This is a genomic window from Pseudomonas sp. St29, assembly GCF_001547915.1.
GTDB lineage: Bacteria > Pseudomonadota > Gammaproteobacteria > Pseudomonadales > Pseudomonadaceae > Aquipseudomonas.
Window position 1 is genome coordinate 5,264,631 of record NZ_AP014628.1, and the last position, 19,195, is coordinate 5,283,825.

Below are 19,195 nucleotides of genomic sequence, written 5' to 3' on the forward strand. Positions count from 1 at the left end.
CATGGGTTTTCGCTTGTCGAAGATTTACACCCGCACCGGCGACAAAGGCGAAACCGGACTCGGAGACGGCCGCCGGGTCGCCAAGGATCATCCACGAGTGGAAGCCATCGGCGAAGTCGACACCTTGAACAGCCAGTTGGGACTGCTTCTGGCCGGCCTGGAGGAGCAAGCTGATGCCTGCCCTGGCCTCAAGGAGATCATCGAGGTGTTGGCTCCCTGCCAGCACCGGTTGTTCGATCTGGGGGGCGAACTGGCCATGCCGGTGTATCAGGCGCTGAACGCGGCCGAGGTGGAGCGCCTTGAGGCAGCCATCGATATCTGGAATGAGGAGCTGGGCCCCCTGGAGAACTTCATCCTGCCCGGCGGTTCGTCGCTGATCGCCCAGGCTCACGTTTGCCGCAGCCTGGCGCGCAGCGCCGAGCGTCGCTGCCAACACCTGAATGCCGTGGAACCCTTGCAGGGAGTGGGACTGGCCTACATCAATCGCCTGTCGGACCTGCTGTTTGTCGCGGCCCGGCTGATTGCCAAGCGCCAAGGCATCGCGGAAATCCTCTGGCAGGCCGCCGCCAAGCCCGCCCCCTCTGCGTAGGAGCCGGCTGTCGGCGAAAGGATCCACGAATCTTGGGCAACGGTTGACGACGCCTCAACTGGCAAGCCAGTTGCCACCTGGAGCGCCGCTGGCCCGTGCTGACATGGCGCTCTTCAGTCCTGCGGCCAGAAGGCGCGGATTCCGGCAACCCCCTGAGCACCGGCGTCCCAGGCTTGCTGACACTCGGCAGGCCCGACACCGCCCAGCAGATACACCGGCCTGTTGAAACCGTTGATCAGCTGCTGCGCCTGCTCCCAGCCCAGGGGCTGGGCGTCGGGGTGAGTCTGGGTCGGCTGCAGCGGTGACAGGGTCACAAAGTCCACATCCATCTGCTGTGCCAGGGACAACTCTTCGGCATTGTGACAAGAGGCCGCCAGCCAGCGGTCCTTGCCGAAGGGGCGCCCGGCGCTGGCGTACTTGCGCAACTGTGCCGAGGTGATATGCCAACCCGCCGAGGGGAAGTCCCCCAGCCACTCGAAGGGCCCCTTGAGCATCAACTGCGCCTTGCCGGCACACAGGCCCACGGCATCCACCGCCAGATCGCGGTATTGCGGATCGTAACCGCCGGGAGCACGCAACTGGATCAGCTTGCTGCCCTGGGCAATGGCCTTCTGCATGCCACGCAGCAAGGCCGGGGTTTCCAGACCTTCCGGGGTGATCAGGTAGTGCGCCGGCAGACGCGCGGCAGCGACGATCGGCTGATTGGCCGCCGGAAACTCATAGTCGGTCAACTCACGAGGACTGACCCAGGCCAGGGGCTGGCCTTCGACGCCGTGAGGCTCGCCACTGAATGCCGAGACTTCCCAGACATCCAGCAACACTTGTTTATCCGGGTAATCGTGCTGCACCTTGATCAGCGGGCGCGCCGCCTGTACGGCGATCCCCAACTCTTCCTGCAGCTCGCGGGCCAGTGCGGCATTGACCGCTTCGCCGGCCTCGACCTTGCCTCCGGGAAACTCCCACAGGCCCCCTTGATGTTGAGTGTCGGCACGCCGGGCAATCAGGATCTTGCCGCTGGCATCCCGGATAACGGCCGCAGCCACATGGACTCGTTTCACCGCGCTGTTTCCTCTGATCAGGCATTGGGCCGGGCCCTTGCGGGCCGGGCATTGGATCTGCGCTTCGCCGGCAAGCCGGCTCCTACAGGGCGGGAGCGGCGTTGCCGGCGAGGTACTTAGGTGCGGTATTCCGCGTTGATCTTCACGTATTCGTGGGACAGATCGGTGGTCCAGATGGTTTCGCTGCAAGCACCACGACCCAGTTCGATGCGGATGGTGATCTCTTCCTGCTGCATCACTGCGGCGCCCTGGGCTTCGGTGTAACTGGCAGCCCGCGCGCCACGGCTGGCGATGCACACTTCGCCAAGGAACACATCGATCTTGCTGACGTCCAGATCCGCCACGCCGGCACGGCCCACGGCCGCGAGGATGCGACCCCAGTTCGGGTCGGAGGCGAACAGCGCGGTCTTGATCAGCGGCGAGTGCGCCACGGTGTAGCCCACGTCGAGGCATTCCTGGTGAGTAGCGCCGCCGTTGACTTCAACGGTGACGAACTTGGTCGCGCCTTCGCCGTCACGGACGATGGCCTGGGCCACTTCCATGCACACCTCGAACACGGCCTGCTTCAGGGCTGCGAACAGCGGCCCCTCGGCCCGGGTGATTTCCGGCAGATTGGCCTGACCGGTGGCGATCAGCATGCAGCAGTCGTTGGTGGAGGTATCGCCGTCGATGGTGATGCGGTTGAAGGATTTGTTGGCACCGTCCAGCAACAGGTTCTGCAGCACTTCGCGGGAGACTTTGGCGTCGGTGGCGATGTAGCCAAGCATGGTGGCCATGTTGGGACGGATCATCCCCGCGCCCTTGCTGATACCGGTCACGGTGACGGTCACGCCATCGTGCTGGAACTGACGACTGGCGCCCTTGGGCAGAGTGTCGGTGGTCATGATCCCGGTGGCGGCGGCGGCCCAGTTGTCCACGGACAGGTCATCCAGCGCGGCTTGCAGGGCGCCTTCGATTTTCTCTACCGGCAGCGGCTCGCCGATCACGCCAGTGGAGTACGGCAGCACGGCGCTGGCATCGACTCCGGTCAGCTCCGCCAGCTTGGCGCAGGTGCGCTGGGCTGCGGCCAGGCCTGGCTCGCCGGTGCCGGCGTTGGCATTGCCGGTATTGGTCAGCAGATAGCGCACCGGCCCCTGCACCCGCTGCTTGGCCAGGATCACCGGCGCCGCGCAGAACGCATTGAGGGTGAACACGCCGGCCACGGTGGAGCCTTCGACGCAGCGCATGACCACCACATCCTTGCGCCCCGGGCGCTTGATGCCGGCCGAAGCGATACCGAGCTCGAAGCCGGCAACCGGGTGCAACGTAGGCAAAGGACCAAGACCAACAGCCATGAATGCGCTCCTCTTATCAGGTGTCTGCACCGTCGTCTCAAAAGACGGTGTTGCAAATGGAAAAACGCCGCGACGGCTGATGCCGTCACGGCGTGGGTGTTTCAGTGTCTGGCGAGGATCTTAGTTGATCTGGCCGTGACAGTGTTTGAACTTCTTGCCCGAACCGCAGTAGCACAGCTCGTTGCGGCCCAGTTTCTGTTCGTTGCGCACTGGCGCGGAGGCCAGGGCGACATCCACATCAACCCCTTCTTCCAGGGCTTCAGGCTGATCCAGACCCGGCGCCTCAGCGTGTTCGAACTGCATGCGCTGAGCCAGTGCCTCGGCTTCCTGACGCAGGCGCGCCTCTTCTTCGGCCGGGTCTTCGCGACGCACCTGGACATGGGACAGTACGCGGATCGAGTCGCGCTTGATGGAATCCAGCAACTCGGAGAACAGGGTGAAGGACTCGCGCTTGTACTCCTGCTTCGGGTTCTTCTGTGCATAACCGCGCAGGTGGATACCGTGACGCAGGTGATCCATGGTCGACAGGTGGTCTTTCCACAAGTCGTCCAGTACCCGCAGCACGATCTGCTTCTCGAAGGTGCGCAGCGCTTCGGCGCCGGCCTGATCTTCCTTCTCGTTGTACGCGGCGATCAGTTCGTTGAGCAGTTTCTCGCGCAGGGTTTCTTCGTACAGGTGGTCGTCTTCATCAAGCCATTGCTGAATCGGCAGACTGACCCCGAAGCCGCTCTGGATGGCCTCTTCCAGACCCGCCACGTCCCACTGTTCCGGCAGGGATTGGGGAGGAATATGCGCACTGACGGTAGCGTTGAGCACGTCCTGGCGGAAATCGGCGATGGTTTCGCCAATGTTGTCCGCCGCCAACAAGGTGTTGCGCATGTGATAGATCACTTTACGCTGCTCGTTGTTGACGTCGTCGAACTCCAGCAGTTGCTTGCGGATGTCGAAGTTGCGGCCTTCAACCTTGCGCTGGGCCTTCTCGATGGCGTTGGTCACCATGCGGTGCTCGATCGCTTCACCGGACTGCATGCCCAGGGCCTTCATGAAGTTCTTCACCCGATCCGAGGCGAAGATGCGCATCAGGCTGTCTTCCAGGGACAGGTAGAAACGGCTGGAGCCGGCGTCACCCTGGCGACCGGCACGGCCACGCAGCTGGTTGTCGATACGACGCGATTCGTGACGTTCGGAGGCGATCACCTGCAGGCCACCGGACTCCAGCACTTGCTGGTGACGCTTCTGCCAGTCGGCCTTGATCTGGGCGATCTGCTCAGGGGTCGGGTTTTCCAGGGAAGCGACTTCCACTTCCCAGTTGCCGCCCAGCAGGATGTCGGTACCACGGCCGGCCATGTTGGTAGCGATGGTCAGTGCTCCCGGGCGACCGGCCTGGGCGATGATTTCCGCTTCCTTCTCGTGGAACTTGGCGTTCAGAACCTTGTGTTCGATGCCTTCCTTTTGCAGCAGGTTGGACATGTGCTCGGAGGTTTCGATGGTCGCGGTACCTACCAGCACCGGACGCCCCTGAGCCATGCATTCCTTGATGTCGTTGATGATCGCGGCGTACTTCTCGTCCGCGGTCAGGAACACCAGGTCGTTGTAGTCCTTACGGGCCAGCGGCTTGTTCGGTGGAATCACCATCACCTGCAGGCCGTAGATCTGATGGAATTCGAAAGCTTCGGTGTCGGCAGTACCGGTCATGCCGGACAGCTTGGTGTACAGGCGGAAGTAGTTCTGGAAAGTGGTCGATGCCAGGGTCTGGCTCTCGGCCTGGATGTTGAGGTTTTCCTTGGCCTCGATGGCCTGGTGCAGGCCTTCGGACAGACGACGACCCGGCATGGTACGGCCGGTGTGTTCGTCCACCAGGACCACTTGGCCATCCTGAACGATGTACTCGACGTTGCGGTTGAACAGCTTGTGCGCACGCAGGCCGGCATAGACGTGAGTCAGCAAGCCCAGGTTGTGCGCCGAGTACAGGCTTTCGCCTTCCGCCAGGAGGCCAACCTGAGTCAGCATCTCTTCGATGAACTGGTGGCCGGCTTCGTTGAGTTCGACCTGACGGGTCTTCTCGTCGACAGTGAAGTGACCGGCCTTGGTGACCTGGCCTTCCACTTCCTCGATGTGCTGTTCCAGACGCGGGATCAGCTTGTTGATTTCGGTGTACAGGCGAGAACTGTCTTCAGCCTGGCCGGAAATGATCAACGGGGTACGGGCTTCGTCGATGAGGATCGAGTCGACTTCGTCGATCACGGCAAAATTGAGCTCGCGCTGGAACTTGTCTTCCATGCTGAAAGCCATGTTGTCGCGCAGGTAGTCGAAACCGAATTCGTTGTTGGTGCCGTAGGTGATGTCGGCGGCGTAGGCGGCACGCTTCTCTTCAGGCGGCTGGAACGGCGTGACCACGCCAACAGTCAGGCCGAGGAATTCATACAGCGGACGCATCCAGTTGGCGTCACGACGAGCCAGGTAGTCGTTCACCGTCACAACGTGCACGCCCTTGCCGGACAGTGCGTTGAGGTAGACGCCCAGGGTTGCCACCAGGGTCTTGCCTTCACCGGTGCGCATTTCGGCGATCTTGCCTTCATGCAAGGTCATGCCACCGATCAACTGCACGTCGAAGTGACGCATTCCCATGACGCGCTTACCGGCTTCACGGGCGACCGCGAAGGCTTCGGGAAGCAGTTTGTCGAGGGTTTCACCCTTGGCGATACGGGCCTTGAACTCGGCGGTCTTGGCGCGCAATTGATCGTCCGAAAGGGCCACCATTTGCTCTTCGAAGGCATTGACGATCTGTACCGTCTTGAGCATGCGTTTGACTTCACGCTCGTTCTTGCTTCCAAAAAGTTTCTTTAACAAAGGCGCAAACATATCGGCAGGATCTTCCACACATAGGGTTGGAGGGCGGCCCCGTGAGTCGCCCGAGCAGCCCTCATGGCCGCATGCGAACGAGCATTCTACCCGGAAACGATGGTGAGGAAAGTGGCGTTATTCCACGATGCTGGCACAGCGCTGTGACGGGGCTCACCTAAAATAAGGGCTTTTTGCCGAACTTCAAGCCCATTCCCCCCGAAGTTAATGATTACGATCAGCAAAGCGCGAGAAAGTCGTCAGAGTACGAAAAAGCGATGAGCCCGGCGGCCGGGACGCTTTCTGCTACCATGGCGCCTCTGTAACTTCAGGTGTCTGACCATGGCATTTCGCCCCCTTACGGCACGCGCACCCGCCGTTCTTCTTCGCGAAGCCAAGCCTCTGAAAGCCATACTCGGCCACGCTCAGCGCCTGGCGCACCTGCAGCGCCTGCTGGAGAGCCAGTTGCAACCGGCGGCTCGCGAACATTGCCACGTCGCTTCATGGCGCGAAGGCAGCCTGTTGCTGATCGTCACCGACGGTCACTGGGCCACGCGCCTGCGCTATCAGCAAAAGCGCCTGCAGCGCCAATTGCAGGAGTTCGACGAATTCAGCAACCTGACGCGCATTCTGTTCAAGGTTCAGCCGCCCACGGTTCAACAAGGCGCGGTGGGGCACACCATGGACCTGTCGAACAATGCCGCCGAAACCATCCAGGCCACCGCCGAAGGCATAAGCGATCCCAACTTGCGCGCCGCCCTGGAGCGCCTAGCCAGCCACGCCAAGCCGCGAGGCTGAGCCGGACACGCCAGGCATCAGCGCCGCTTGCTGCCGCCCAACAACGAGCCCATCAACCCGCGGACCAACTGCCGCCCCAACTGATTGGCCGCCTGACGCATGGCCGACTTCAAGGCCTGCCCGGCCGCAGTGCCGAGAAACTCACCGGCGCGATCCGCCAGACTCGGCTCCTGCTCTCCCGGCTTGTCTGCCGTTGCAGGCTCCTCGGGCGCCAGGTTCTTGCGCCCCATGAGCACTTCATAAGCCGATTCACGATCGATCGGCTGGTCATAACGCCCCAGCAGCGGCGAGCTGGCAATCAGGGCCTGGCGTTCAGCAGCGGTCAGCGGCCCGATCCGTGATTGCGGCGGCGCCACCAGCACACGCTGGACCATTTCCGGGGTTCCCTTGTCTTGCAGGGTGCCCACCAGCGCCTCGCCGATGCCCAGCTCGGTCAGTACCGACAGCGCGTCGAACGCCGGGTTGGGACGAAAACCATCGGCCACCGCACGCAACGACTTCTGTTCCTTGGCGGTAAAGGCCCGCAAGCCGTGTTGAATCCGCAGCCCCAGCTGCGCCAGCACATCGTCCGGCAAATCTCCCGGCGACTGGGTCACGAAATACACCCCCACGCCCTTGGAGCGAATCAGTCGCACCACCTGCTCCAGGCGATCCTGCAGCGCCTTGGGCGTACCGGAAAACAACAAGTGCGCCTCGTCAAAAAACAGCGCCAGCAGAGGCTTGTCCGAGTCCCCGCGCTCCGGCAGTTGCTCGAACAGCTCAGCCAAAAGCCATAAAAGGAAGGTGGCATAGACTTTCGGCGCCTCATGCACCAGACGACTCGCGTCCAACAGATGAATCCGCCCACGGCCATCGGCAGCCGGTTGCAGAATGTCTTCCAGTTGCAATGCGGGCTCGCCGAACAGAGCTTCCGCTCCTTGCTGCTCCAGGGTCGCCAGACGCCTTAACAGCGCCTGACTGGAACCTGTGGTCATCAGCGCCGCGTCATCGCCCAGCAGTTGAGGGTGGTCCTTGAGGTGATTGAGCAGCGCCTTGAGATCCTTCAAGTCCAGCAACAACAGCCCTTCACGGTCCGCCACCTTGAACGCCGCATACAACGCCGACTGCTGACTGTCGGTCAGTTCCAGCAAGCTGCCCAGCAACAGCGGTCCCATTTCGCTCAACGTGGTACGCAGGGGATGACCGGATTGCCCGTGGATATCCCACAGCGTTACCGGATAAGCCTGAGGCCTATGCTTGAGCCACGGCATCCCGGCAATTCGCTCGGCGACCTTGCCTTGGGGATCCCCTGCGGCTCCCAGCCCGCACAGGTCGCCCTTGATATCCGCAGCGAACACCGCGACCCCGGCGTCGCTGAACGCTTCCGCAAGGCGCTGCAGGGTCACGGTCTTGCCGGTACCGGTGGCGCCGGCCACCAGCCCGTGGCGGTTGGCCAGGCGCATGGCCTGGGCGACCGGCTGGCCACCGAGGTCGGCACCGATAATCAGTTGCAAAGAGTCAGGCATTTTGTCACCTCAGGTTAATCTTTGGCCTTACACGGTCGATATGAAAAATGATGGATCAGAAGTATCTGAAAAAAAGGTCAGGTAATTCCTTTGGGATAGATGGAGATATCAGCTTACTTACAACACCGCCCTTTTCGCGCGCTTTTCCAACCCGATGCCCTGGACTCAAAGACCTTAGCGGACCCCCCAAGCCATGAACAAAAATCTGCGCTTCAGCCACAAGATCCTGCTTGCCGCCTCGCTGATCGTCATAGCTGCCTTTGCACTATTCACGCTCTACAACGATTACCTGCAACGCAACGCCATTCGCAATGATCTGGACAACTATCTTCAGGAAATGGGCGACGTCACGGCAAAAAATATTCAGACCTGGCTTGCCGGCCGCGCCTTGCTGATCGAAAACATCTCCCAGTCGGTGGCCCTCAACCCCGACCCGACCAATGTCAGCAACCTGCTGGAACAGAAGTCGGTGAGCTCGACCTTCATGGGGGCTTACCTGGGCAACAAGGACGGCACCTTCATCATCCGCCCGGACAGCAAGATGCCGGACGGCTACGACCCCCGCGCACGCCCCTGGTACAAGAGCGCCGAGAGCAGCAACGGCTCGGCCCTGACCGAACCCTATATCGACCTGGCTTCCGGCCAGTTGGTCATTTCCATCGTCGACAGCGTGATCAAGGCTGGCCAGCGCATTGGCGTGGTCGGCGGTGACCTGAGCCTGCAAGTGATTGCCGACAGCATCAACGCTCTGGACTTCGACGGCATGGGCTATGCGTTCCTGATCAGCGCCGACGGCAAGATCCTGGTGCACCCGGACAAAAACCTGGTGATGAAGACCCTCAAGGATGTCTATCCCCAGGACACCCCGCGCATCAGCAATGAACTCAGCGAGATCAGCGTCGACGGCAAACCCCGCATCGTCACCTTCACCCCGATCAAGGGCCTGTCTTCGGTGAACTGGTATATCGGCCTGTCGGTGGACAAGGACAAGGCCTTCGCCATGCTCAGCGAGTTCCGCACCTCAGCCCTGATCGCCACCCTGACCGCCGTGGCCCTGACCATTGCCCTGCTCGGCCTGCTGATCCGCCTGCTGATGCAGCCCCTGCATGTAATGACCCGGGCGATGCAAGACATCGCCGACGGCGAAGGCGACCTGACCCGCCGCCTGAACATCCACAACCAGGACGAATTCGGCATTCTCGGCACCGCCTTCAACCGTTTCGTCGAACGCATCCACAGTTCGATCCGCGAAGTCTCCTCGGCCACCGAGCACGTCAACGAAGTGGCCCTGCGGGTGGTCAGCGCCTCCAACTCATCGATGCTCAACTCCGATGAACAGGCCAGTCGCACCAACAGCGTCGCCGCAGCCATCAATCAACTGGGGGCCGCAGCCCAGGAAATCGCCCGCAATGCCGCCCAGGCCTCACAACAGGCCAGCGACGCGCGCAACCTGGCCGAAGACGGCCAGCAAGTGGTGGATCGCAGCATCCAGGCGATGAACCAGTTGTCGGAGATGATCAGCGCATCCAGCAGCAACATCGAGACCCTGAACAGCAAGACCGTGAACATCGGGCAGATTCTCGAAGTCATCACCAGCATTTCCCAGCAGACCAACCTGCTGGCGCTCAACGCGGCCATCGAAGCGGCCCGGGCCGGTGAGGCCGGCCGCGGATTCGCCGTGGTGGCCGATGAAGTACGCAACCTGGCGCACCGCACCCAGGAATCGGCACAGCAAGTGCAAACCATGATCGAAGAGTTGCAGGTGGGCGCCCGGGAGTCGGTCAGCACCATGAGCAACAGCCAGCGCCACAGTCAGGACAGCGTCGAGATCGCCAACCAGGCCGGGGAGCGGCTGAGCAGCGTGACCCAGCGCATCGGCGAGATCGACGGCATGAACCAGTCGGTGGCCACCGCCACGGAAGAACAGACCTCGGTAGTCGAATCCATCAACATGGACATCACCGAAATCAACACGCTGAATCAGGAAGGCGTTGAAAACCTGCAGGCGACCCTGCGGGCCTGCTCCGATCTGGAACAGCAATCGGCGCGCTTGAAGCACCTGGTGGGCAGCTTCAGGATCTGACGCAGGGCCTCAGGCCCCTTTAGCCGGCGAGCCGGTGTCTACGGACGCCGGTGGCGTGGGCTCCTGCTGCAACTGCTCCCACAATTGGGCGGCACCCGGAAACTCGGTGCCGTCTTCAGCATCCAGCTCATCGGGGTCGTAGCGGCTCAGGCATCCCTCGCCGAGGGTGGCGGGGGCTTTGGAAGTGGCTTTATCCAGTGGATCGGTCATCGCGCTGACCTCTCGAGGTGAACAACCAGGACCGGGATCTTGAACCCGGCTCCTGGTTTTTTTCGATCAGAACACCACGGTCTTGTTGCCGTGGACCAGCACCCGGTCTTCCAGGTGGTAGCGCAGGCCGCGGGCCAGGACCATCTTCTCCACATCACGACCGAAACGCACCATGTCCTCGATGCTGTCGCTGTGGCTGACCCGCACCACGTCCTGCTCGATGATCGGCCCGGCGTCCAGTTCTTCGGTGACGTAGTGGCAGGTGGCGCCGATCAGCTTCACCCCACGCAGGGACGCCTGGTGGTAAGGCTTGGCGCCGACGAAGGACGGCAAGAAGCTGTGGTGGATGTTGATCACCTTGTGCGCGTATTCGCGGCACAGCTCAGGCGGCAGGATCTGCATGTAGCGCGCCAGCACCACCACCTCGGCATCGTGCTGCTTGACCAGACGCGACACCTCGGCAAACGCCGGCTCCTTGTCCTGAGGATTGACCGGCACATGGTAATAAGGGATGCCATGCCACTCGACCATGCTGCGCAGGTCGTCATGGTTGGAGATCACACAGGCGATTTCACAATCGAGCTCATCGCTGTGCCAGCGATGCAGCAGATCCGCCAGGCAATGGGACTCGCGGCTGGCCATCAGCACGACGCGCTTTTTCTCGGCGGTATCGGTAATGCGCCAGTCCATCGAGAACTCTTCGGCGATCGGCGCAAAAGCCTGGCGAAAGGCCTCCAGACCAAAAGGCAGGGAGTCGGCACGAATCTCGTGACGCATGAAGAACCAGCCACTGAGATTGTCCGAGTGGTGGCTCGCTTCGGTGATCCAACCGTTATGGGAGGCCAGAAAGTTACTGACTTTGGCAACGATGCCAACGCGGTCAGGGCAAGAAATCACCAACCGAAAGGTGCGCATGAGGGGAAAACTCCAGAACTTCGCAAAGGTCGCCATTCTAGCCATTACGCGACAAAACTGCAGTATTCATTGCGCCGCAGGCCCGGATTAGATTGGCAACAGCACCCTGATTGCGTCTTAACGGGCATCACTGCAAGGACTGCCGCAGACACTTGCCAATAGCGCACAAGTAATTTGTGAATAGCGCAATCGAATCCCTCGATCTATTAAATAGCGAAATGACTTTTGCGCCTAAACACACTAAGAGCGCCGAATAAAACAGCGTTATTATGTTTACTTGCACAAACTCCGTGACTATTATTGCGACACTGTCACCCAGTCACTCAGCGCTCAATAAGGTAGTCCTCATGTCCCTGATCAACGAATACCGTGCTACAGAAGAAGCCATTAAAGAACTGCAAGCACGTTTGAAGAACCTGTCCCAGGACGACAAACTGAAAACCGAACTGGAATTCGAAGGCAAACTGCGCAGCCTGATGGGCGAGTACTCCAAGTCCCTGCGCGACATCATTGCCCTGCTGGATCCTGAGTCGAAAGTTAAAGCGCCTCGCGCTGCTGTAAAAACCACCGGCACCAAGCGTGCCCGTAAAGTTAAACAGTACAAAAACCCGCACAACGGTGAAGTCATCGAAACCAAAGGCGGCAACCACAAGACTCTGAAAGAGTGGAAAGCCAAGTGGGGCGGCGACGTGGTTGAAGGCTGGGCAACCCTGCTGGGCTAAGTCTCGCCAGTGAGCGCCCGGGCCTTACCGCCGCCATGAAAAAACGCCAGCTTGCTGGCGTTTTTTCATGGCGGGGCTTAATGCCCAAGAGGCCGGCCCCGCTCTCAAAGAGCCAGGCGCCCGCTAAGGTCCTGAACATGGGCCTGCCACTCATCCAGTACCTGACGCTGCTTGGGATCTGCACTTAACAACGATTGTTCAAGCCCCTGGGCAAAACTTTCCAGGGTATTGGGCGCGCCGAATTTCGCTTCTAGCAAACGCTGACGACAAAATGCCCGCCAACGCTCTTGCTCGGCGTCATCCAATGTTTCCGGAAAGTTGCGAGCGCGGTAGCGAAAGAGCAATTCGGGCAAGCGCTCATCATCAAAGGGCCACTGTTGCCGAGCCAAATGCAGCGGGTCGGCCTCACGTACTTGCTCACACAATCGCCGGTCGCGATCGCCAATAAAGCCGTCGTACAACTGTTGCTCCGGGTCCTCGCTGGCCGCGAACTCATCGGGCCCATAAATCAGCGAAAGTTTATCCCGCCAAACTTCCTGAGTTTCAGTCAAAAGCCCGGCCCGGCGCTGGTACTGCTCCATGTCCAAGTGCAATCGCTGTTGATCCTCGCCCCGCAAGACATTCAAGGGCGCCACTACCGGGCAGCGATTGATATGGATGAGTTTCAACGGCACCGGCAACTCGCCGTCCGCCAGATCATCACGCCGGGTATATAAACGCTGACGCAAGGTGTCGGCATCCAGCTCCAGCAATCCCTGAGGATCCAGATGCAAGTCACAGACAATCAGCGCATTGCGATTGCGCGGATGCCAGGCCAGGGGCAGTACCACGCCGAGGTAGTGGCGCGCGGCGGAAAAGCGCCCGGAAATATGCACCAGAGGCTGCAACAGGCGAATCTGATCCATCACCCGCTGTTTGCTGCGCAGTTGGAACAGCCAGTCATAGAGCTTGGGTTGCCGATCACGAATCAAGCGCGCCAGGGCAATGGTCGCCCGGACATCGGACAGCGCATCGTGGGCCTGGCCATGATCGATGCCGTTGGCCGCGGTCAGCCGTTCCAGCTTGAGGGTCACCTGCCCCTGTTCCTCGGGCCAGACGATACCCTCGGGACGCAAGGCATAGGCGGTGCGCACCACATCGATCAGATCCCAGCGACTGTTGCCGCCCTGCCACTCGCGGGCATAGGGATCGAAGAAATTACGATACAGGCTGTAGCGGGTCACCTCATCGTCGAAGCGCAGGGTGTTGTAGCCCACGCCACAGGTGCCGGGGCGCGCCAGCTGGGCGTGCACCCGGGTCATGAAGTCCGCCTCGCTCAAGCCCTGGGCCGCCAGGCGACCGGGGGTGATGCCGGTGATCATGCAGGCTGCCGGGTGCGGCAGGATATCGTCGCTGGGCTGGCAATAGAGGTTGACCGGCTCGTCGATCTCGTTGAGCGCCAGGTCGGTGCGAATACCGGCCACTTGCAACGGGCGATCGCAGCGCGGATTGATGCCGGTGGTTTCGTAGTCGTACCAAAAGAGGGAAGTCACGGCCTGTTCCTGAACTGAAAGACCGCCGCAGTCTAGGCGCTCAAGCGTCACCAGGGCCAGCCGCGTGAACGGGCGGCGCGCAGGGCAGCACACCGAAATCGTAGTTAATGATGTCGTTTGCCCCTCGGACACTGCTAGCATCTGCGCTGGATTTTTCTCTACCAGGCCAAGCCCCCAAGTTGCCCATGCTTGAGACGACAGCAACGCCAAGGAACGCATCGCTGCACCCGCCACTGGATACGCGGTATCAGGTCGAAACCCCCGAGGGTATCGATCTGCCGCTGCGACCGGCGGGGTTGCTGGTCCGTACCCTGGCGTTTTCCCTCGACCTGGGCATTCGCGGGCTGGTGTTGGGTCTGCTGTTCATCGTACTGGGCTTCTTCGGCGAGATCGGCATCGGCCTCGGTTCGATCCTGCTGTTCCTGATCAGCTGGTGGTACATGGTGCTGTTCGAGGTGCTGAACCAGGGCCGCTCGCCCGGCAAGCACCTGATGGGACTGCGAGTGGTTCAGGACGATGGCACCCCCATTGGCTGGAGCGCCTCCCTGACCCGCAACCTGCTGCGTTTTGCCGACATGTTGCCGTTCGGCTACTTCCTCGGCGCCATCAGTTGCCTGCAGCATCCGACCTTCAAGCGCCTCGGCGATCTGGCCGCCGGCACCCTGGTGATCTACCGCGAGCAATCCCTGACCCGACCACAACTGCCCGACGCCACGCCCCGCTCCGCGCCCTTCGCCCTGAGCCTGAATGAACAACGGGCGATCCTCGGCTTTGCCGAACGCCAGGGCCAGCTGTCTGCCGAACGAACCCGGGAACTGGCAGGCATCCTCGCGCAACCACTGCACGTGCCCGCAGCCCAGGCGACAGCCGAACTCAATGGCATCGCTCGCGGCTTTCTGGGATCCACATGAAACAGAGCCTTTTCGAAAGCCGCCACCAGGCGCAATGGCAACAGTTCGAGCAACTGCTCGACCAGCTCGAGCGGGGGCGCGCCCGGGCCGAAGACTGCCAGACCTTCGTCCAGGACTACCGCCGCCTGTGCCAGCACCTGGCCCTGGCCCAGGAGCGCGGCTACAGCAGTTACCTGATCGATCCATTGCAGCAACTGGTGTTGCGCGGCCATCAGCAACTCTACCGGCAACGCACCGCCATCAGCGCCAATGTCCTGGCTTTCTTACTGGCCGGCTTTCCACGCCTGGTGCGCCAGGAATGGCGCCTGGTACTGATCGCCAGCCTGCTGTTCTTCGGCAGCCTGCTGGGTATCGGCCTGTTGGTGTACCTGTACCCCGAACTGGTCTACAGCCTGGTGAGCCCGCAGCAGGTATCGGAAATGCGCAGCATGTACGACCCTGGCGGCGCACGGCTGGGACGGGTCGCCGAGCGCGCCTCCAGCGAAGACTGGGTGATGTTCGGCTACTACATCATGCACAACATCGGTATCGCCTTTCAGACCTTCGCCAGCGGCCTGCTGTTTGGCCTGGGCAGTGTGTTCTTCCTGTTTTTCAACGGCCTGATGATCGGCGCCATCGCCGGCCACCTGACCCAGATCGGCTTCGGCCAGACCTTCTGGCCCTTCGTCATCGGCCATGGTGCCTTCGAACTGAGCGCCATTGCCCTGTCCGGTGCGGCCGGGCTGAAGATGGGCTGGGCACTGATCGCCCCCGGTCGCCTGCGGCGCGGCGACGCGCTGTTGCAGGCTGCGCGGATCAGCGTGCAACTGATCTACGGGGTGATCGTGTTTCTGCTGATCGCCGCCTTTATAGAAGCCTACTGGTCCTCCATGACCTGGCCGGCGGCCTGGATCAAATACAGCGTCGGCGCCAGCCTGTGGGGCCTGATGCTGGCGTACCTGACCCTGGCCGGACGAGAACCCCATGCGCCTGAGTGATGCCAGTGTGGTGATCCGCCCCCGCACGACCTGGGAAGCCATGGACCTGGGCGTGCTCCTGAGCCAGCGCCACCGGTGGCTGCTGATGACCAGCTGGGCCATCGTCAGTCTGCCGGTGTTCACCCTGCTGAGCCTGCTGCTGTGGCAATCGCCCTCCCTGGCGGTGCTGCTGTTCTGGTGGCTCAAGCCGGCCTTCGAGCCCTTGCCGCTGTTTATCCTGTCCAAGGCTTTGTTCGGTGAAACCCCGAGCCTGGGCCAGGCCCTGCGCCAGTGGCCGCGCCTGCTCAAATCGCAATGGCTGGCCAGCCTGACCTGGCGCCGCTTCAGCCTGAGCCGCAGTTTCGTCCTGCCGGTGGTGCAACTGGAGGGCCTGGACGGCGACGCCCGGCAGCAGCGCCTGGGGGTGCTGTTGCAGCGCAACGCCGGGGCTGCGCGCTGGCTGACGCTGATCGGCATGCACCTGGAGGGCGCCTTGTGGATCGGCCTGCTGGTGCTGTTCTACCTGCTGTTGCCGCAACAGGTCGAGCTGGACTGGAACTGGCAGAGCCTGGTCATTGCCGCCCAGCAGGACTGGCTGTGGCTGGAACACCTGACCAACGCCTTCTACGCCCTGGTGCTGGTGATCTGGGAACCGATCTACGTGGCCTGCGGCTTCAGCCTGTACCTCAATCGCCGCACCGAGCTCGAGGCCTGGGACATCGAGCTGGTGTTTCGCCGCCTGCGTCAGCGCCTGGGCGGCGTCGCGGCGCTGCTGCTGGTGAGCGGCCTCTTGCTGGCGGTGCCGGGCCAGGCGCCGTGGGCAGCCAGCCCCAGCAGTTCCGTGGCCGGCCCCGAAGTGCCCCGGTTGTTGCAGCAACCCCTGACCAGCAAGGCCGCGAAAGACAGCATCCAGGGCATCCTGGATAAACCGCCGTTCAAGAATCAGGAATCGGTCACCCGCTACCGCTTCGGTGAGGAACAAACAGCGAAAAAGGACGCCAAGGGCAAGCCTCCGGGCTGGCTCAAGAGCCTGCTGGAAAGCCTCGACCAGAATCGCTTCGGCAACCTTGCCAAGGGCCTGGAAATCCTCCTCTGGGGCTTGCTGCTAAGTGCCCTGGGCTGGTTGCTGTGGCGCTACCGCGACTGGCTGCGGGCCTTTGTCGGCCGCCGTCCGCTGCCGCGTAAAAAGCGCCCGGCGCCGATCCCCCAGCAGCTGTTCGGCCTGGACGTCAGCAGCCAGACCCTGCCCGCCGACGTGGCCGCCCACGCCCAGGCACTGTGGGCCAGCCAGCCTCGGGAAGCGCTGGGCCTGTTGTATCGGGCCTTGCTCAGCCGCTTGCTGGAGGACTTTCAACTGCCGCTGAGCGTGGCCGACACCGAAGGTCAGGTACTGGAGCGGATCAAGGCCCTGCAGCAACCGTCCCTGGAAGCCTTCAGCCGCGAACTGACCACCCACTGGCAGAACATGGCTTACGGTCATCGCGTGCCCGGCGCCGACCTGCAAGCGCAACTGTGCGATGGCTGGCGTAGCCTGTTCGGCCCGGGAGCCTGCGCATGAAACGCTATCTGTGGGGCGGCCTGGCGCTGTTGCTGATCCTGGTACTGGGCGCTGCCGGCTACTTCCTGTACCGCCACGCCACGCCCTATCAGGAACTGGTCGATCACGGCCCGTCTCCCGAGGCCCAGGCCAATCCCTATCTGGCTGCCGAGATGTTCTTGCGCGAGCGCGGCCTCAAGGTCGACCACGCCAACAGCCTGGAAGTGCTGGCCAGCCTCAAGCCGGTCGGCAACAGCCTGCTGCTGCTCGGCGAGCGCTCCAACATGAGTCCGCACCAGGTCGACCAGGTGCTGGACTGGGCCCGTGCCGGCGGCCGGCTGATCTTTGTCGCCGAAGCCCTGTGGGACGAAGACACCGAGCAAAGCGGCGATTTGCTGCTGGACCGGGTACAGATCCATCAGCAGCTCAGCGCGGACCAGGAACCACCGGTGCAACAGGACGCCGACGACGCCTTTCCGAAACTGACCAAGATCTACCTGGAAGGCGAACAGGCCCCGGCCTACGTCAGCTTCGATACCGACTTTGATCTGGTCGACCCGGACAACCTGGCCCAGTCCTGGGCCAACAGCGCCACGGCCACCCACATGGTCCAGCTCGACTACGGCCAGGGATCGGTCACCGTGCTGACCGATGCCGACATCTGGAAAACCCCGGGCATCGGTCTGTACGACAACGCCTGGCTGCTGTGGTACCTGAATACCGATACGGCGGTGACCCTGCTGTTCGACACCGACCACCCGAGCCTGTGGCAATTGCTCTGGCGCTATTTCCCCCAGGCGCTGGTGGCCCTGGCACTGCTGATCGGCCTGTGGCTGTGGCAGGCCGGCAGCCGCCAGGGTCCGTTGCAGGCACCGGCCCCCAAGGCCCGGCGTCAGCTACGCGAGCATCTGCGGGCCAGCGCCGACTTTCTCCTGCGCCATGGCGGCCAGGCGCCGTTGCTGCAAGCGCTGCACCTGGATATCCGGCGCCGGGCGCGCCGCCGCTATCCGGGCTTCGAGCAATTGCCCAGCGAAGCCCAGTGGGAGGTCCTCGCCCAGCTCAGCCAACAGCCGGTCAGCACGGTGCAACAAGCCCTGCAACCCTTGTCCGGGCAGCGCCTTTCCAGCGCTGATTTCAGCCACCAGGTCGCCCACCTGCAAACACTCAGGAATGCCCTATGAGCGAACAACCCGTCGAATCCCAAGACACCTCCGAGGCTCCAGCGCCACAGGAGCATGCCGCCCAGCAGCGCCAGCGCGCCAGCCAACTGGCCCAGGCCGTGCGCCAGGAACTGCAGAAAGTGCTGATCGGCCAGACCGCGGTGATCGATGACGTGCTGACCGCCCTGATCGCCGGTGGCCACGTGCTGCTCGAAGGGGTTCCCGGCCTCGGCAAGACCCTGCTGGTACGGGCCCTGGCCCGCTGCTTCGGCGGCGACTTCGCGCGGATCCAGTTCACCCCGGACCTGATGCCCAGCGACGTCACCGGCCACGCGGTGTACGACCTGCAGAGCGAACAGTTCAAGCTGCGCAAGGGCCCGCTGTTCACCAACCTGCTGCTGGCGGACGAGATCAACCGCGCCCCGGCCAAGACCCAGGCCGCCCTGCTGGAAGCCATGCAGGAACGCCAGGTCACCCTGGAAGGCCGGGCCCTGCCCATTGCCCAGCCGTTCATGGTCCTGGCCACCCAGAACCCCATCGAACAGGAAGGCACCTACCCACTGCCGGAAGCCGAGCTGGACCGCTTCATGCTCAAGCTGCGCATGGACTACCCGGATGCCGACGAGGAGCTGGACATGGTCCGCCAGGTCGCACGTTCGACCCGCGCCGACATGCTCGATGTGCAGCCCCTGCGCACCGTGCTCCAGGCCAAGGACGTGCTGGCCCTGCAACGCATCGCCAGTGACCTGCCCCTGGACGATCAGGTGCTCGACTATGCCGTGCGCCTGGCCCGGGCCACCCGCAGCTGGCCGGGCCTGAGCCTCGGCGCCGGTCCTCGGGCCTCGATTGCCCTGGTCCGTGGCGCCCGGGCCCGGGCCTTGCTGCGTGGCGGCGACTTCGTGGTTCCGGATGACATCAAGGGCTGCGCCATGGCCGTGCTGCGCCACCGGGTGCGGATCGCCCCAGAGCTGGATATCGAAGGACTGTCGGTGGAGCAGGTGCTCAAGCAGATGCTCGAACAGATCCCGGCTCCGCGCCTGTGAG

16 protein-coding genes and 1 pseudogene are annotated in these 19,195 nt (G+C 62.5%); 10 read left to right on the forward strand and 7 right to left on the reverse strand.

Annotated elements, in window-relative coordinates; genetic code table 11:
* Position 1: 1 nt before the first annotated feature.
* Positions 2-589 (forward strand): cob(I)yrinic acid a,c-diamide adenosyltransferase, encoded by a 588-nt coding sequence (locus PST29_RS23305; protein WP_060844445.1) that lies wholly within the window; start codon positions 2-4, stop codon positions 587-589.
* Positions 590-702: 113 nt separating this feature from the next.
* Here PST29_RS23305 and PST29_RS23310 read toward each other — a convergent pair whose 3' ends face one another.
* From PST29_RS23310 to secA, 3 genes are all read right to left on the reverse strand, one after another.
* Positions 703-1,647 carry a Nudix family hydrolase gene (locus tag PST29_RS23310; protein WP_060844446.1) on the reverse strand — a complete coding sequence of 315 codons (945 nt, stop codon included), beginning with the start codon at positions 1,645-1,647 and terminating at the stop codon, positions 703-705.
* Positions 1,648-1,763: 116 nt separating this feature from the next.
* Positions 1,764-2,981, reverse strand: a complete 1,218-nt coding sequence (gene argJ, locus PST29_RS23315) for a bifunctional glutamate N-acetyltransferase/amino-acid acetyltransferase ArgJ (RefSeq protein ID WP_060840736.1) — start codon at positions 2,979-2,981, stop codon at positions 1,764-1,766.
* A 120-nt stretch (positions 2,982-3,101) separates the two neighbouring features.
* The gene (gene secA, locus PST29_RS23320) at positions 3,102-5,843 is read right to left on the reverse strand and encodes a preprotein translocase subunit SecA (RefSeq protein WP_060840737.1); all 2,742 of its coding nucleotides are present in this window, start codon (positions 5,841-5,843) and stop codon (positions 3,102-3,104) included.
* A gap of 321 nt (positions 5,844-6,164) precedes the next feature.
* Here secA and PST29_RS23325 point away from each other — a divergent pair, with 321 nt between their 5' ends.
* A complete protein-coding gene (locus PST29_RS23325) occupies positions 6,165-6,620 on the forward strand; it encodes a DUF721 domain-containing protein (protein WP_060844447.1) in 456 nt (151 codons plus the stop codon).
* Between the two features lie 17 nt (positions 6,621-6,637).
* On the opposite strand, the gene PST29_RS23330 is transcribed toward PST29_RS23325, so the two are convergent.
* Positions 6,638-8,125, reverse strand: a complete 1,488-nt coding sequence (locus tag PST29_RS23330) for a helicase HerA-like domain-containing protein (protein ID WP_060844448.1) — start codon at positions 8,123-8,125, stop codon at positions 6,638-6,640.
* 193 nt (positions 8,126-8,318) lie between these two features.
* On the opposite strand from PST29_RS23330, the pseudogene PST29_RS32890 reads away from it, so the two are divergent.
* Positions 8,319-9,350: pseudogene (locus tag PST29_RS32890) on the forward strand (HAMP domain-containing protein); the annotation flags it as partial.
* A 93-nt stretch (positions 9,351-9,443) separates the two neighbouring features.
* Positions 9,444-10,208 carry a methyl-accepting chemotaxis protein gene (locus tag PST29_RS32895; RefSeq protein ID WP_371920245.1) on the forward strand — a complete coding sequence of 255 codons (765 nt, stop codon included), beginning with the start codon at positions 9,444-9,446 and terminating at the stop codon, positions 10,206-10,208.
* A gap of 9 nt (positions 10,209-10,217) precedes the next feature.
* Here PST29_RS32895 and PST29_RS23340 read toward each other — a convergent pair whose 3' ends face one another.
* Together PST29_RS23340 and purU are read right to left on the reverse strand one after the other, a co-directional pair.
* Positions 10,218-10,418 carry a hypothetical protein gene (locus tag PST29_RS23340; protein ID WP_060840741.1) on the reverse strand — a complete coding sequence of 67 codons (201 nt, stop codon included), beginning with the start codon at positions 10,416-10,418 and terminating at the stop codon, positions 10,218-10,220.
* 66 nt (positions 10,419-10,484) lie between these two features.
* Positions 10,485-11,333, reverse strand: a complete 849-nt coding sequence (purU, locus tag PST29_RS23345) for a formyltetrahydrofolate deformylase (protein ID WP_047305937.1) — start codon at positions 11,331-11,333, stop codon at positions 10,485-10,487.
* A 347-nt stretch (positions 11,334-11,680) separates the two neighbouring features.
* Here purU and mvaT point away from each other — a divergent pair, with 347 nt between their 5' ends.
* Complete coding sequence (gene mvaT / locus PST29_RS23350; protein WP_060840742.1) at positions 11,681-12,055, forward strand: histone-like nucleoid-structuring protein MvaT; 375 nt, start codon at positions 11,681-11,683, stop codon at positions 12,053-12,055.
* A 104-nt stretch (positions 12,056-12,159) separates the two neighbouring features.
* On the opposite strand, the gene sbcB is transcribed toward mvaT, so the two are convergent.
* Complete coding sequence (sbcB, locus tag PST29_RS23355; RefSeq protein WP_060840743.1) at positions 12,160-13,587, reverse strand: exodeoxyribonuclease I; 1,428 nt, start codon at positions 13,585-13,587, stop codon at positions 12,160-12,162.
* A gap of 185 nt (positions 13,588-13,772) precedes the next feature.
* Between sbcB and PST29_RS23360 the strand changes: the two genes are divergently transcribed.
* Genes PST29_RS23360 through PST29_RS23380 form a run of 5 tightly spaced genes read left to right on the forward strand, consistent with a single transcriptional unit; the run spans position 13,773 to position 19,194 of the window.
* Positions 13,773-14,498: an RDD family protein gene (locus PST29_RS23360; RefSeq protein ID WP_060840744.1), complete on the forward strand. Its 726-nt coding sequence runs from the start codon at positions 13,773-13,775 to the stop codon at positions 14,496-14,498.
* On the forward strand, positions 14,495-15,475 hold the full coding sequence (locus PST29_RS23365) for a stage II sporulation protein M (protein WP_060842005.1): 981 nt from the start codon (positions 14,495-14,497) through the stop codon (positions 15,473-15,475). The genes PST29_RS23360 and PST29_RS23365 overlap by 4 nt, the downstream gene beginning before the upstream one ends.
* Positions 15,462-17,012 (forward strand): DUF4129 domain-containing protein, encoded by a 1,551-nt coding sequence (locus PST29_RS23370; protein ID WP_060844449.1) that lies wholly within the window; start codon positions 15,462-15,464, stop codon positions 17,010-17,012. The genes PST29_RS23365 and PST29_RS23370 overlap by 14 nt, the downstream gene beginning before the upstream one ends.
* Positions 17,009-18,172: a DUF4350 domain-containing protein gene (locus PST29_RS23375; RefSeq protein ID WP_060840746.1), complete on the forward strand. Its 1,164-nt coding sequence runs from the start codon at positions 17,009-17,011 to the stop codon at positions 18,170-18,172. Before PST29_RS23370 ends, PST29_RS23375 begins: the two co-directional genes overlap by 4 nt.
* Complete coding sequence (locus PST29_RS23380; protein ID WP_060840747.1) at positions 18,169-19,194, forward strand: AAA family ATPase; 1,026 nt, start codon at positions 18,169-18,171, stop codon at positions 19,192-19,194. Before PST29_RS23375 ends, PST29_RS23380 begins: the two co-directional genes overlap by 4 nt.
* Position 19,195 lies beyond the last annotated feature (1 nt).

What these genes read in the sequence shown, in the direction of transcription:
- argJ (WP_060840736.1), bottom strand. Translation starts at nt 2,981, where the DNA reads ATGGCTGTTGGTCTTGGTCCTTTGCCTACGTTGCACCCGGTTGCCGGC.
- PST29_RS23325 (WP_060844447.1), top strand. Translation starts at nt 6,165, where the DNA reads ATGGCATTTCGCCCCCTTACGGCACGCGCACCCGCCGTTCTTCTTCGC.
- PST29_RS23365 (WP_060842005.1), top strand. Translation starts at nt 14,495, where the DNA reads ATGAAACAGAGCCTTTTCGAAAGCCGCCACCAGGCGCAATGGCAACAG.
- PST29_RS23375 (WP_060840746.1), top strand. Translation starts at nt 17,009, where the DNA reads ATGAAACGCTATCTGTGGGGCGGCCTGGCGCTGTTGCTGATCCTGGTA.
- PST29_RS23340 (WP_060840741.1), bottom strand. Translation starts at nt 10,418, where the DNA reads ATGACCGATCCACTGGATAAAGCCACTTCCAAAGCCCCCGCCACCCTC.
- mvaT (WP_060840742.1), top strand. Translation starts at nt 11,681, where the DNA reads ATGTCCCTGATCAACGAATACCGTGCTACAGAAGAAGCCATTAAAGAA.
- PST29_RS32895 (WP_371920245.1), top strand. Translation starts at nt 9,444, where the DNA reads ATGCTCAACTCCGATGAACAGGCCAGTCGCACCAACAGCGTCGCCGCA.
- PST29_RS23360 (WP_060840744.1), top strand. Translation starts at nt 13,773, where the DNA reads ATGCTTGAGACGACAGCAACGCCAAGGAACGCATCGCTGCACCCGCCA.
- secA (WP_060840737.1), bottom strand. Translation starts at nt 5,843, where the DNA reads ATGTTTGCGCCTTTGTTAAAGAAACTTTTTGGAAGCAAGAACGAGCGT.
- PST29_RS23330 (WP_060844448.1), bottom strand. Translation starts at nt 8,125, where the DNA reads ATGCCTGACTCTTTGCAACTGATTATCGGTGCCGACCTCGGTGGCCAG.
- PST29_RS23370 (WP_060844449.1), top strand. Translation starts at nt 15,462, where the DNA reads ATGCGCCTGAGTGATGCCAGTGTGGTGATCCGCCCCCGCACGACCTGG.
- PST29_RS23305 (WP_060844445.1), top strand. Translation starts at nt 2, where the DNA reads ATGGGTTTTCGCTTGTCGAAGATTTACACCCGCACCGGCGACAAAGGC.
- purU (WP_047305937.1), bottom strand. Translation starts at nt 11,333, where the DNA reads ATGCGCACCTTTCGGTTGGTGATTTCTTGCCCTGACCGCGTTGGCATC.
- PST29_RS23380 (WP_060840747.1), top strand. Translation starts at nt 18,169, where the DNA reads ATGAGCGAACAACCCGTCGAATCCCAAGACACCTCCGAGGCTCCAGCG.